Origin of the sequence: Deinococcus marmoris, from assembly GCF_001949125.1 — a bacterium.
Taxonomy (GTDB): Bacteria; Deinococcota; Deinococci; order Deinococcales; family Deinococcaceae; genus Deinococcus; species Deinococcus marmoris_A.
The window spans coordinates 33,227-46,190 of sequence record NZ_MSTI01000102.1 but is presented as its reverse complement, the minus strand read 5'-3'; the positions used below and the strand labels follow the sequence as shown (position 1 = coordinate 46,190).

10 protein-coding genes and 1 tRNA gene are annotated in these 12,964 nt (G+C 65.1%); 9 read left to right on the top strand and 2 right to left on the bottom strand.

The annotated features are described in order from the left end of the window. Positions 1-30 precede the first annotated feature (30 nt). The 4 genes from BOO71_RS15280 (at position 31) to BOO71_RS15265 (ending at position 5,621) form a co-directional block, all read left to right on the top strand. On the top strand, positions 31-834 hold the full coding sequence (locus tag BOO71_RS15280; RefSeq protein ID WP_075833878.1) for a M15 family metallopeptidase: 804 nt from the start codon (positions 31-33) through the stop codon (positions 832-834). Between the two features lie 134 nt (positions 835-968). Further along, positions 969-1,772, top strand: coding sequence for a glutamate racemase (locus BOO71_RS15275; protein ID WP_075833877.1), 804 nt, complete (start codon positions 969-971; stop codon positions 1,770-1,772). A gap of 81 nt (positions 1,773-1,853) precedes the next feature. Continuing rightward, on the top strand, positions 1,854-4,778 hold the full coding sequence (locus BOO71_RS15270; RefSeq protein ID WP_075833875.1) for an insulinase family protein: 2,925 nt from the start codon (positions 1,854-1,856) through the stop codon (positions 4,776-4,778). A gap of 111 nt (positions 4,779-4,889) precedes the next feature. Further along, positions 4,890-5,621 (top strand): hypothetical protein, encoded by a 732-nt coding sequence (locus BOO71_RS15265; RefSeq protein WP_075833873.1) that lies wholly within the window; start codon positions 4,890-4,892, stop codon positions 5,619-5,621. A gap of 62 nt (positions 5,622-5,683) precedes the next feature. On the opposite strand, the gene BOO71_RS15260 is transcribed toward BOO71_RS15265, so the two are convergent. Then, positions 5,684-5,758 (bottom strand) — tRNA-Asn (locus tag BOO71_RS15260). 112 nt (positions 5,759-5,870) lie between these two features. Then, on the bottom strand, positions 5,871-7,709 hold the full coding sequence (locus tag BOO71_RS15255) for an ABC transporter ATP-binding protein (RefSeq protein ID WP_075833872.1): 1,839 nt from the start codon (positions 7,707-7,709) through the stop codon (positions 5,871-5,873). A 101-nt stretch (positions 7,710-7,810) separates the two neighbouring features. Here BOO71_RS15255 and BOO71_RS15250 point away from each other — a divergent pair, with 101 nt between their 5' ends. From BOO71_RS15250 to BOO71_RS15230, 5 genes are read left to right on the top strand one after another with little or no spacing between them, the layout of a single operon-like run. Then, positions 7,811-8,728: an STM4015 family protein gene (locus tag BOO71_RS15250; protein ID WP_075833870.1), complete on the top strand. Its 918-nt coding sequence runs from the start codon at positions 7,811-7,813 to the stop codon at positions 8,726-8,728. After that, on the top strand, positions 8,725-9,852 hold the full coding sequence (locus BOO71_RS15245) for an STM4014 family protein (protein WP_075833868.1): 1,128 nt from the start codon (positions 8,725-8,727) through the stop codon (positions 9,850-9,852). The genes BOO71_RS15250 and BOO71_RS15245 overlap by 4 nt, the downstream gene beginning before the upstream one ends. After that, complete coding sequence (locus BOO71_RS15240) at positions 9,836-10,645, top strand: STM4013/SEN3800 family hydrolase (RefSeq protein ID WP_075833866.1); 810 nt, start codon at positions 9,836-9,838, stop codon at positions 10,643-10,645. The genes BOO71_RS15245 and BOO71_RS15240 overlap by 17 nt, the downstream gene beginning before the upstream one ends. Next, the gene (locus tag BOO71_RS15235; RefSeq protein WP_075833864.1) at positions 10,642-11,958 is read left to right on the top strand and encodes an STM4012 family radical SAM protein; all 1,317 of its coding nucleotides are present in this window, start codon (positions 10,642-10,644) and stop codon (positions 11,956-11,958) included. Before BOO71_RS15240 ends, BOO71_RS15235 begins: the two co-directional genes overlap by 4 nt. Continuing rightward, the gene (locus BOO71_RS15230) at positions 11,949-12,869 is read left to right on the top strand and encodes an STM4011 family radical SAM protein (RefSeq protein WP_083653482.1); all 921 of its coding nucleotides are present in this window, start codon (positions 11,949-11,951) and stop codon (positions 12,867-12,869) included. Before BOO71_RS15235 ends, BOO71_RS15230 begins: the two co-directional genes overlap by 10 nt. Positions 12,870-12,964: the final 95 nt, after the last annotated feature.

Sequence of the window (12,964 nt, the reverse complement as noted above, 5' to 3'; positions counted from 1 at the left end):
GGGGGTGGGGCATCCGCCCGAATCGCTAGCATGGGGCGTGACTTCCTGGACCAGCGGTTGAACGCCGTGAAGCTGACCGCGCTCCTCGCGCTGTTCGGTCTGGGTGCCACTTCCGCTTTAACTGGACCACAGAAGCAGCAGCTCGTGCGGCTGGTTCAGGCCTATCCCGCATTTCTGGCAGGTGTCAGGGGCGATCAATTGCTGTGGAGGGACGGCACCCTCATGCCGATGACCGCGTCCGGGGCAGCTTCTTACGTGGCCCGGCTCAATCAGCCTGGATTGCTCGATCAGTTGGCAACGCCCTATCCAGCCTGTCAGCCTCTGGCGGTTCCAGCCTATGACTTCGATCCGGGCCGGGCCAGATTCGAGCCGCTGTTCAAGAAGATGTACGGGGAAAGTGCCGCCGGGGTCCGTCAGAATCTTGAGGCAGTCAATTGGTTCGGCCAGACGGTTCAGGTCACGCGGGTCAATGGGGTGGCCGCTTCGCTGCAAGCAATTGCGCGGGAACTGGCAACCCAGCCAAAATTGCTGCCGTATGTCCGGCCCAGCGCAGGCACTTTCCTGTGGCGCACGGTGGCCGGAACGCCCCGGCTGAGCGTGCATTCCTTCGGGGCCGCCATTGATCTGAACATCAAACTTTCTGCCTACTGGCAGTGGGACGGCTACGCCGAGGGGCAGCGCGGCATTCGCTACCGCAACCAGATCCCTGCCGCCCTGGTCAACATTTTTGAGCGGCACGGCTGGATCTGGGGAGGGCGCTGGTACCACTACGACACCATGCATTTCGAGTATCGCCCGGAGTTGACCAACCAGACCGCCTGTATGAAAAAATAGATTTGTGCGGGCGGGTCTCAACCCCGGCTCATTTCGCAGCCCAAAATCCGCGACGGCGGTGTCGAGGCACGCTCTGGCAAAATCGTTGGAGCCTCCAATCTCAGTTATTTCCGGGCCAGCACCAGAAGGCAAACATGCGTGAACCCCTGAAACAACCCGTGGGCATCTTCGACGCCGGAATTGGCAGCTACGACATCGTGCGGAAAGTCAGGGCGGCCTACCCCGATCAGGACATCGTGTATCTGGCGGACCGGGCCAGCTTTCCCTACGGCGCAAAGAGTGAGGGCGAGCTGGAAGGCAGCATTCTCGCGGCGCTGAACTTTCTGACTGGCCGGGGCGTCGGGTCCATCATCGTGGCCTCGAACGCCCCCAGCGTCACGGTGTTGCCCCGCCTTCTTCCCCTGTTGAATATCCCTATTCTGGGCGTCTATCCGCCCATCCGGGCCGCCCTTGAAAACGTCCCGCCTGATGGGATGGTGGCCGTGATCGGGGCCAGGGTGCTGACGAACAGTGCCGCGCTGCGGGAATATGTCGCTGGCGAGGCGGGCAGGCACAGAGAGCGATTTGTCTTCGAGGAAGCTGGCGAGCTGATCGATCTGGTAGAGACCGGAGCCTTTCTGAGCGATCCGGCCACGACACAGCGGGCAGTTTCTACCTTTGTCGAAAGGCTCCAGCGGCAGCATCCGCGACTGGCGGGCCTCACCCTGTCCAGCACGCATCTACCCTGGCTGAGCCAGTTCTTCGGGCAGGCCGATTCGGGCCTCCAACTCTTCGATCCGGCGGATGAAGTCATCGTCGGGTTCGCGCCATTTACCACGTCTGGCAGCGGAAAGCTCATCACGCTGGTCACGGAAAGCCCGCAGCATCCCTTCCATGAATTTCAGGCCACATTGGAGCGGCTGGGCCTGAAGCTTCAGCCCCGCTTGGTGCAGATTTAAGGGCAGTACGCACCCGACTCTCTGAGTCACTTCGGCGTTCCGGGCACGGTCTTTTTCACCTCATGCTCTAAACTTTCGTTCATGACCATAGCCCCCGCAACATCCCTGCCCGCCCTCCCCAGCGTGGGCGAACGCCTGGGCCGCTACACCGTCAACCGCGTGGAAGACCTGCCCGAGATGCAGGGCCATCTGATCCTGCTGAGCCATGAGAACGGTGCGCGGCACGCCCATGTGGTGCGCGACGACGACAACAGCGCCTTTGGCGTCACCTTCCCCACCGTGCCGCGCGACAGCACCGGCGTGGCGCACATCCTGGAACACATCGTATTGATGGGCAGCCAGAAATACCCGGTGCCAGACCCATTCTTTGCGATGCTGCCGCGCAGCCTGAACACCTTCATGAACGCCATGACCAGCAACGACTGGACTACCTATCCGTTTTCCACCCGCAACGAGAAGGACTATTTCAACCTGCTGGGCGTGTATCTGGACGCCACCTTCTTTCCGCTGATGCGCTACGAGAGCTTCCGGCAGGACGGCCACCGCTTCGAGTTCGAGACCCCTGAAGATTCCAGCACCGAACTGAAGTTGCAGGGTGTGGTCTACAACGAGATGAAGGGCGCGATGGCCTCGGCTGGCGCGGTGATGTGGCGGGCCTTCGGCAAGGCGCTGTTCCCGGACCTGACCTACGCCAACAACTCCGGCGGCACCCCGGCCAACATTCCAGAGCTGACCTACGACAACCTGCGGGCCTTTCACGCGGCGCACTATCACCCCAGCAACGCCTTTTTCTACACCTACGGCAAGTTGCCGCTGGCACGCATCCTGGGCGAGATCGAGTCGCATGTGATGTCGCGCTTCCAGGCCCAGACGCTGGACGTGAGCATTCCTGACCAGACCCCCTTCACCGAACCCCGCCAGGAGCGCGTGACCTACCCCGGCAGCGACACCGAGCGCGGCACCCAGGTCAGCGTGATGTGGAAGCTGGGCCTCAGCAACGACGCCGACGCCAACCTGCGCTGGAGCGTGCTGAGCGACGTGCTGCTGGGCAACGCGGGTGCGCCGCTGACCCGCCCGCTGATCGACTCCGGGCTGGGCAGCGCACTGGCGGACCTGACCGGCTACCGCGACTCCTTCCGCGAGGGCGCGTTCGCCGTGGGCCTCAAGGGACTGGGCGCGGGCAAAGTTGAGGAAGTGCAGAAACTGGTGCTGGACACCCTGCAAGGCATCGTTCAGGACGGCATCGATCCCGAACTGATCGAAAGCAGCCTGCACCAGTTCGAGATCGGGCAGAAGGAAGTCAGCAATTCGGGCTTTCCTTACGCGCTGGGCGTGATGTTCCGGTTGCTGGGGCCGTGGCTGTACGGCGGCGATCCGCTGACCGGCCTGCGTCTGGACACCCAGTTGGAGAAACTGCGCGCCGATCTGGCGGCGGGGAAAGTGTTCGAGCCGATGCTTCAAAGGGAGTTGCTGGACAACGCCCACCGCGTCACGATGGAACTGGCCCCCGATCCCGAACTGGTCACGCACATGGAGCAGCAGGAACGCGAGCTGGTGCAAAGTCTCAGCGCCGACTTTACGGGCGAGGACCGCGCCCGCATCGTGGCCGAGAGCCTGAAGCTCAAGGAACTCCAGGCGCAGGAAAACGATCCAGGGGTGCTGCCCACCCTGGCCCTGTCCGACGTTCCGGCCAGTATTCCCCCCGTCCCTTACGAGACCGAGGAAGCGGGCCGCGCCCTGATTGCCCGCGTGCCACAGCCCACCGGGGGCCTGACCTATCTGGACGTACAGGTGCGTTTGCCCGAGCTGCCGCAGGACTTGCTGGAAGTGCTGCCCCTGTACACCTCCGCCGTGACCAAGAGTGGCGCGGCGGGGCAGGATTACGTGGCCCTCAGCCGCCGCATGGAAGCCGTGACCGGTGGCGTGGGGGCCAGCGCCAGCAGCGGCGTGCGCCCGGACGACCTGCACATGCTGCGGCTGGCTATTTCGTTCAGCGGCAAGGCGCTGGCCCGCAACGGCGCGGCGCTGGTGGAGGTCATGCGCGACATCATCTCTGCCCCCGAATTCACCCGCGAACGGCTGGAGCAACTGCTCAAGCAGCGTCTGGCGGGCCTCAAGGCCAGCGTGGTCAATTCCGGCAATGCCTACGCCGAGCGGCTGGCCGCCGCGCAGATCAGCCCCGCCGCCAGCATCGGCGAGAACTGGGGCGGCCTGAGCGGACTGGAAACCCTCAAGGGGATCGTGGAGGGCAACAAACTTGACGACCTGCTGGAACGCTTCGGGCGCATCCACACCCTGCTGCTCTCGGGCCAGCCGGTACTGTGCCTAACCGCCACCGAGGACGATCTGAATCTGGACCTGAAACCGCTCACGGACCTGTTCACCGGGGACGCTCCGGTGGGCCATCCGCTGCCCCAGCCGCGTGGCGGCGGCCCGCAGGCGCGCGTGACCGACTCGCCCGTGGCCTTCAACGCCGTGGCCTTCGAGACGGTGCCGTACACCCACGCCGACAGCCCGGCGCTGCTGGTGCTGGCGCGGCTGCTGCGGAGCGAATACCTGCTCAAGGAACTGCGCGAGAAGGGCGGCGCATACGGCGGCAGTGCGTCTTTCGATCCGCGCGAGGGCGTGTTCGCCATGTCCAGCTACCGCGATCCCAACATCGCCCGTACCTACAAGGTCTTCCGTGACGCCCGCGCTTTCCTGGAGGGCGATCTGGGCGAGCGCGAGGTGACCGAGGCGATCCTGTCGGCCAGCAAGGCACTGGACCCGCTGACCAGCCCAGACACCGTGGGCCGCCTGCGCTTCTTTGGTGATCAGGCTGGATTCACGCCAGAGGTTCAGGAGGCGTACAAAACGCGACTCCTGAACACGGGAATGACCGATCTCAAGCGCGTGATGGACGCCTATCTGACCCCGGAGCGCGCCGCCTACGCCCTGGTGGCCGGACGCGATCCCAACGAGGAAATGGCCGAGCTGGGCCTGAAGTTTGGCGTTCAGTCTGTTTGAGGAGGCAGGGGGGATCCCCCCCCATTGCCTGATCCAACAGTGAGAAAAACGCACGCCCTGCCTGAATGCAAGCGGGACTCCATTCGGGCGGGCGGCTGTCAGGGTGTAGGCATGTTCAATCAAAATAATCTGAAACGGCCCGCCGCTACTTTCGCCGCTGTTGTCGGCCTCAGCCTGGTGCTGAGTGCCTGTGGGGGCGGGGGCGGCACCACGCCTGAACCCGATCCCAAGCCCCCCACCGAGCAGATGGGGCTGATCAAGGGGCAGATCATCCCCAATCTCACCGCCAGGGTCCGCGCCGAGGAACCGGCCCTGTCCACAGGGGTCAGTGCAGAGGGAAAATTTGATCTGCCCCTGCCAGACGCGCAGGCCATGAAGACGACCTATCAGGACAGCCTGATCAAAGCGACAGATCTGTTCGGCCTGTGCGACAAGGTGACCACCGACGCGTCCGCCGCACTGCGGGTCCGGCCAATCAACAAGCTACTCACAGACAATAACGCCACCCTCATCTCCCCGGTCAACACCAACCCGGACATCTACAGTTACAAGTCCTGGGTCTTTTCCGAGGTCGACTCTTCATTCACTTTCACGGGCAATTGTGTCGGCCTGGACGACGTGACGGCCAATGTGGTCCTGAAGCGTGGCTGGAACGTCTTCGACACACAGGTCAACACCAAGACCAGGAAGACCACCTACGCGCTGGCCACCATGCCCGCACCGCTGGCGACGGATTACACGTCCTGGATCAAGTCCAGTGGAGGAACATCGACCTCCGCGCAGTCGCTCGGCGCAAATATCTTGGAACCCTGGAAGAACCTGTCCGAGTATCAGGGCCGCTAAACCCTGTTCTCAAGACAACCCGCACAGCAAAAACCCCCGCACTTAAGCGGGGGCTTTTCTTGTGGCTCGGCAGGTAGGGGTCGAACCTACGACCATTCGATTAACAGTCGAACGCTCTGCCACTGAGCTACTGCCGAACAGGGGTCCTTCTCGCGGTGGCGGGCCGTTTCCGGCGCGAAAAGGATAGTACCATCCCCCCCCAGAACACGCAAGCCCCAGCCAAACGGCGTAGGCCAGAGCCGCCCCACCTCAGACCAGTTCCGCCTGCGCTTCCTGCTCCTGGCGGAATTGCAGTTCGTACAGGTCACGGTACAGGCCTCCCTGGGCCAGCAGTTCGGCGTGCGTGCCGTCCTCGATCACTTCGCCGGAGTTCATGACCAGAATGCGGTCCGCGTTGCGGATGGTAGACAGGCGGTGGGCGATCACGAAGGTGGTGCGGCGCAGCATCAGGCGTTCCAGCGCGGCCTGCACCAGATATTCGGATTCGTTGTCCAGGGCGCTGGTGGCCTCGTCCAGAATCAGGATGCGCGGGTCTTTGAGGATCGCGCGGGCGATGGCGACGCGCTGGCGCTGACCGCCCGACAGCTTGACGCCGCGCTCGCCCACCACCGTTTCATAGCCGTGTTCAAAGGCGCGGATGAAGTCGTCGGCGTTGGCCGCTTTCGCGGCGGCCTCGACTTCCTGCGGCGTGGCGTCGGGGCGACCATACAGGATGTTCTCGCGCACGCTGCCGGAGAACAGCAGCGTCTCCTGCGGCACCAGACCCACCTGGGCGCGCAGGTCCTCCAGCGGGTACTCACGGATGTCCTGGCCGTCCACGCGCAGGGAGCCGCCAGTCACGTCCCAGAAGCGTGGAATCAGGTTGACGAAGGTGGTCTTGCCCGCCCCGCTGGGGCCAACGAGTGCGACAACCTGCCCGGCGGGAACGTCCACATTGATGTGGCGCAGGATGGCCGCACCCTCAAAGGCGGACTGGCCGTCATAAGTAAAGCTCACGTCGCGGAATTCCACGCGGCCCTCAGCGCGAGCCAGGGGCAACGGTTGGGCGGGCGCGGGCAGATCGGTGCGCTCGTCCATCAGCTCGAAGATGCGGCTGGACGCGCCCAGCGCCTCCTGAAACTGGTTGAAGATGCCGGTCAGCCCGGCCACCGTGCCGCCCACCTGAAGGGCGTAGATCAGGAACGTGACCAGACTGCCGGGGGTCAGGCTGCCCGCCATGACCTGCCGCCCGCCGTACCACAGCACCACGGCCAGCGCCCCGAAGGTCAGGAAGCTCAGCACGCCGCTCATCAGCGCCTGAAGACGGGCGCGGCGCAGCGCGGCCAGAAAGCTGAGGGCGATGCCCCGCCCGTAGCGGCCTCTCTCCACATTTTCGGCGGTGAAACTCTGGACCACGCGCACGCCGCTGATGGCTTCCTCGGCGTCGGCGTTGGCGGCGGCCACGGCGTCCTGTACCTCGCGGCTGACCTTGCGGATGCGCCGCCCGATGAACACAGCGGTCCCGATGATCAGCGGAATTACGGCCAGGGTCAGCAGGCTCAGTTTGAAACTGGTCAGGATCAGCAGGATCACGGCCCCGATCAGGCTGACCGACTGCGCGGCCAGTTGCGCCAGCGCCGTGCTGGTCACGGTCTGCACGGTGCCCACGTCGGCGGTCAGGCGGCTGGTCAGGTCCCCGGTCTTGTGGTCCCCGAAAAAGCGCGGCGACAGCGTGAGCAGGTGCGAGAACAGCGAACGCCGCAGGTCCGCCACCACGCCCGCCCCCACCCGCGAGAGCAGGTACGACTGCGCCGCCCCGAACAGCGACGACAGCGCGAAGATACCCAGCAGCAGCAGCACGGTGCGGTCCAGCGGCCCGGTGTCGGTGCTGCCCACCTTCAGGAACGAGGCGTCGATCAGCCGCCCGAACAGCAGCGGAAAGACCAGATTCAGGCCGCTGGAGACCAGGGTGGCCAGCGCGCCCAGAATGAAGATGACCCGGTACGGTTTGGCGTAGGCCAGCAGCCGGATGAGTTGCCGGGGATCGCGTTTGACTCTGGGCGCATCGGGGTCAAGGGTGGAAGCGGGACGGCCAGGGCGCGAGAACATGGAGTCAGGGTACGCCTGTGCGCGGGGTCAGATGACCGTAAAGATGACCGAGCTTGCCACGCCCAGACTCGTCATGAACTCCGCACAGCTTAAACTGGCGCATGACCATCGGTGAGCATCTGACGGAATTTGGCGGCTTTCAGGTAAAACAGTGGGAGCCGGGGCAGCCGCTGGGCGACACGGGGACCACTATCCACCGCGTTGCCGTGGATTACGACGACAAGACGGGCTGGACCGACAAGTTCCGGGCGTTTCTGGCGCTGCCAGGGGTGGAGGCCAGCCAGGGCTTCGTGGTGGGGCTGTGGACCGATGAAAGTATGGACGGTGTGCCCGACGAGGTCATTGAGGCATTGGTGGCCGCCCATACGCAGCTTTCCAACATCAGGGTTCTGTTTATCGGAGACATCACTTACGAGGAAAACGAGGTGTCGTGGATCACGCAGGGCGATCTCTCCCCCATCCTGGCCGCCTACCCGCAATTGACGCACCTGGGCGTGCGCGGCGGCAACGGCCTGAGCCTGGGCCAGATTAAACTGCCAGAGCTGCGCGAACTGATCGTCCAGGCGGGCGGCCTGAGCGCCGAGGTGGTGCGCGAGGTGGTCACTGCCGACCTGCCCCGGCTGGAACATCTGGAACTGTATCTGGGCACCGAGGACTACGGGGCGACCAGTGCCGCCGACGATCTGACGCCGCTGCTGGACGGCTCGCGCTTTCCGGCCCTGAAATACCTGGGGGTCAAGAACAGCGAACATCAGGACGAGATCGCGCAGATGTTCGCCCACGCGCCAATCCTGGACCAACTGGCCGTGCTGGACCTGTCGCTGGGCACCCTGACAGACGAGGGCGCGGCGGCGTTGCTGGACAGCGAACGCGTCAAAACCCTGAAGAAACTGGTCCTCACCCACCACTTCTGCACCGAGGAGATGATGGAAAAGCTCGGCGCGCTGCCCATCGAGGTGGACACCTCCGATCATCAGGACGACGAGGACGACTGGCGGTTCGTGGCTCTGGGGGAATGAACCCGGCACACCTTTCAACCGAACTGCCGCCCCGCGATGTGCTGCTGATCGCCCCGCCCGATGGCCGACGCGCCCGCGCTTTCGGGACCACGCTGGAAAGCCTGGACTGGCCCCCAGCGCGGGTGGTGTCGTATCTGGATTTGATGACAGGCCGGGTCCATCTGGCGGCGGAGGTGCGCCCCGGCAGCGTCGTGCGCTTCGAGTCGCCGGGCGAGGACATTCAGACCGAGCTGGCGCTGATCGGACTGGGCGGCGGGCAACCCGTGGACCTTGAGGCAGGCGAACTCGCGCCGTCGCGGGCATGGTACGCGGGCTTCAGCCAGGTTTTGCGGGAGTTGGATGCTCAGTTACGACACGCCCCGCCCCACACCCGGATGCAAACCACCGATCACATCCTGAGCATGTTCGACAAACCCGCCACCCACGCGCTTTTACAGGCGGCAGGCGTGCCAGTGCCAGACGCGCTGCCGGACATTCAATCGTTCGACGGGCTGATGCACGCGGCGCGGGAACGCGGCTGGTCACGGCTGTTCGTCAAGCTGGCCTACGGCTCCAGCGGTTCGGGCATCGTCGCTTTGCAATGGGCCGGGCAACGGGTCAGCGCCGTGACCACCGTTCGTCAGGAGGGCAGGCGGCTGTTCAATTCACGGCGGCTGATCAAGCTGGAGGACTGGGCAGAGGTTGGGGCGCTGATCGACGCGCTGGCCCCGCACCGCCTGCATGTCGAACGCTGGCTCCCCAAGGCCAGTTTCGGCGGCGGCACCATCGATCTGCGCGTGGTGGTCATCGGCGGGCGGGCGCAGCACGCGCTGGTGCGAACGTCGCGCGGGCCGATCACCAACCTGCACCTGGGCAATGAGCGGGGCGACATTGAGGCGCTGAAAGCTGAGCTGGGCGCGGAACGCTGGGCAGAGGTGGGCCGCACCGCCGAGGCCGCCCTCGCCGCCTTCCCCGGCGCACTCTACGGCGGCGTGGACCTGCTGCTGACGCCAGGGTGGAAACGTCAGGCGGTGCTGGAAGTGAACGCGTTTGGCGACTACCACCGGGGCGTGCTGGTGGACGGACAGGACACCTACGCGGCGGAGTTGCTGGCGCTGGAGGTGCGGAATGCTCGACGCGCGTGAGCTGATCGGACGCTGCGACGTGGCCCTGATCACGTTGGACAGCCTGCGTTACGACGTGGCCGTGGCCGCGCTGGAGGCGGGCGAGACTCCGAATCTGGCCGCCCTGCTGCCCGGCGGCGTGTGGGAGAAGAGGCACACCCCTGGCAGCTTCACCTACGCCGCGCACCAAGCCTTCCTATCGGGCTTTCTGCCCACGCCCGCGCGTCCGGGACGGCATCCGCGTCTGTTTGCCGCCGCCTTCGAGGGCAGCCGCAGCACCTCGCCGCAGACCCTGACCTTCGAGGAAGCGACGTTGCCTGCCGCCCTGGCCGCACGCGGGTATCACACCGTCTGCGTGGGCGGCGTGGGCTTCTTCAACGGGCGCTCGGCGCTGGGCAGTGCGCTGCCTTCCCTGTTCGCGGAGGCGCACTGGTCCCCGGCCAGCGGCGTGAAAAACCCGGATTCGGCGGACGTGCAGACGCGCGTGGCGGCGGAGGCATTGCGCGCCGTTCCATTCGAGCAAAGAGCCTTTCTGCTGCTGAACGTGGCGGCGACCCACACGCCCACGCATTTCTATGTGCCGGGCGCGCGGCAGGATTCGCCGGAAACACAACGGGCGGCGCTGCGAACGGTAGACGCGGCCCTTCCCGTTCTGCTGGACGCCCTGCGCGCACGCGGCACTACTTTGCTGATCATCTGCGCCGATCACGGCACCTGTTTTGGCGAGGACGGCTACCACGGCCACCGCCTCGCGCATCCGCTGGTGTGGACGGTGCCATACGCGGAACTGGTTTTGGGGGAAACTGGGGCATGACCGCCACCCTCCCTGAGCTGCTGAGCGGCGGCCCGTACCAGAGCTATACCTACGGCTATCCGCACAAAACAGCATATCGCCCGCTGACCGAACCCGTACCGCTGCGCGACGCCTGGGCCGCCGAGAACCGCCAAAACCTGTTCCTGTATCTACACATTCCCTTCTGCGAGATGCGCTGCGGCTTTTGCAACCTCTTCACCGTCGCCAACGCCCCGGTCAGCCTGGAACGGGCCTATCTGGACGCGCTGGAACGGCAGATGGAAGTGGTGCGGGACGCGCTGGACGGGGCCACCTTCTCGCGCCTCGCCATCGGCGGCGGCACGCCCACCTATCTGGAAGCAGGGGAGCTGGAACGGGTGTTTAACCTGCTGGACACGCATTTCGGCGTAGCCCAACTCCCTGCCAGCGTGGAAACCTCCCCGGCCACCGCCACGCCGGAGCGATTGCGCGTGCTGGCCGAACGGGGTGTGTCCCGCGTCAGCATCGGCATTCAGAGCTTTCTGGAATCTGAGGTCCGGGGCGTGGGCCGCGCGCAGAGCAATGCAGAGGTCTTCGCCGCACTGGACAACATCCGCGCTGCCAGGCTGCCGGGGCTGAACATCGATCTGATCTACGGACTGGCGCACCAGACGCCGCAGACGTGGCTGGAATCGCTAGAAACAGCGCTGACGTGGACGCCGGAGGAACTGTTCCTGTATCCGCTGTATGTGCGCCCGCTGACTGGAATCGGGCGGCTGGGGCGCACCTGGGACGACGAGCGACTGGAGCTGTACCGGCTGGGGCGCGATTTCCTGCTATCGCGCGGGTACGTGCAGACCTCCATGCGCCGCTTTCAGAAGGCCAGCCTGCCGCTGGAATCCGAGCCGGAATACACCTGCCAACTGGACGGCATGGTGGGCCTGGGCTGCGGGGCGCGGTCCTACACGCGGCATCTGCACTATTCCAGCGAATACGCCGTGGGCCGCGTGGGCGTGCGCGAGATCATTCAGGATTTCGTGGAGCAGCCTGCCGGGGCGTTCGGCCAGATCACGCACGGCATCCATCTGAGCGAGAACGAACGGCAGCGCAGATATGCCCTGCAATCGCTCCTGCATATCTCCGGGCTGAATCTGAGCGCTTACCGTCAGGAGTTCGGGAGCGACGCGCTGACCGACTTTCCACAGCTCGCAATGCTGCCCGAAACGGACCTCGCCCACCTGCAAACCGGAATCCTGACCCTAACCCCCGCTGGTCTGGAGCAATCCGACGCGCTGGGGCCGTGGCTGTATTCGCCCGCCGTGCGGCGGCTGAGCGAGGAGTACGAGTGGAGCTAGACCACCTGAGCGTGATCTACCGGGGACCGCTCTCAAGCTGCAACTATGCCTGCCCCTACTGCCCCTTCGCCAAGCACACCGAGTCGGCAGCGGAACACGCGGCGGACGCACGGGCGCTGGCGCGGTTCGTGGCCTGGGCGGAGGCGCAGCCGTTTGACCTCTCCGTCTTCTTCACCCCCTGGGGCGAGGCGCTGGTCAGGCCGCGCTATCAACAGGCATTGGCACGGCTGAGCCGCCTGCCGCACATTCGGCAACTGGCTATTCAGACCAACCTCTCCAGCTCGTTGAAGTGGCTGAACGACGCAGACAAATCCAGGATCGGTCTGTGGGCCACCTATCATCCCGGCGAGGTCAAACAGGAACGTTTCCTGACCCGCTGCGCCGAACTGGACGCCCGTGGTGTGCGCTACAGCGTGGGCGTGGTGGGCAAGAAGGGGCATTTTGAAGATATCGAGGCCCTGCGCGCCGCCCTGCCCACGCACGTCTACCTGTGGATCAACGCCTTCAAGGTGGGCGCGGGTTATTACTCGGCGCACGATCTGACCCGGCTCGGCGCGGTGGACCCACTGTTCGAAGTCAATACCCGCCGCTACCGCACACGCGGACTGCCGTGTGGCGCGGGCGAGACGGTCATCAGCGTGGAGGGCGACGGCACCGCCCGCCGCTGTCACTTCATCGAGCGGCCCATCGGCAACATCTACACCCAGGACGTACGCGAACTGCTGCGCCCCCGCCCCTGCTCCCGCGCAAGCTGCGAGTGCCACATCGGTTACGTGCATCTGAGCGAACTGGACGCGGCGCAGGTGTACGGCGACGGCTTGCTGGCGCGCATTCCTGATCCGGCGGTGTGGGCGGACAGGGAGAGGCTGGAGGCGTATCTGGAACGGGCGCAGAATCTGCAAGCGACTTGAAAATCTGCAAGTTTTAACCCCCCTCTCCCCTTGTGGGAGAGCGAGGGAGCCGCGAAGCGGCGGAAGGGTGAGGGGGCCACCGCGCAGGCCGCACT

Bases quoted from the DNA above. Each gene is read 5' to 3' on its own strand.
- BOO71_RS15280 (WP_075833878.1), top strand. From the start codon at position 31: ATGGGGCGTGACTTCCTGGACCAGCGGTTGAACGCCGTGAAGCTGACC.
- BOO71_RS15275 (WP_075833877.1), top strand. From the start codon at position 969: ATGCGTGAACCCCTGAAACAACCCGTGGGCATCTTCGACGCCGGAATT.
- BOO71_RS15270 (WP_075833875.1), top strand. From the start codon at position 1,854: ATGACCATAGCCCCCGCAACATCCCTGCCCGCCCTCCCCAGCGTGGGC.
- BOO71_RS15265 (WP_075833873.1), top strand. From the start codon at position 4,890: ATGTTCAATCAAAATAATCTGAAACGGCCCGCCGCTACTTTCGCCGCT.
- BOO71_RS15255 (WP_075833872.1), bottom strand. From the start codon at position 7,709: ATGTTCTCGCGCCCTGGCCGTCCCGCTTCCACCCTTGACCCCGATGCG.
- BOO71_RS15250 (WP_075833870.1), top strand. From the start codon at position 7,811: ATGACCATCGGTGAGCATCTGACGGAATTTGGCGGCTTTCAGGTAAAA.
- BOO71_RS15245 (WP_075833868.1), top strand. From the start codon at position 8,725: ATGAACCCGGCACACCTTTCAACCGAACTGCCGCCCCGCGATGTGCTG.
- BOO71_RS15240 (WP_075833866.1), top strand. From the start codon at position 9,836: ATGCTCGACGCGCGTGAGCTGATCGGACGCTGCGACGTGGCCCTGATC.
- BOO71_RS15235 (WP_075833864.1), top strand. From the start codon at position 10,642: ATGACCGCCACCCTCCCTGAGCTGCTGAGCGGCGGCCCGTACCAGAGC.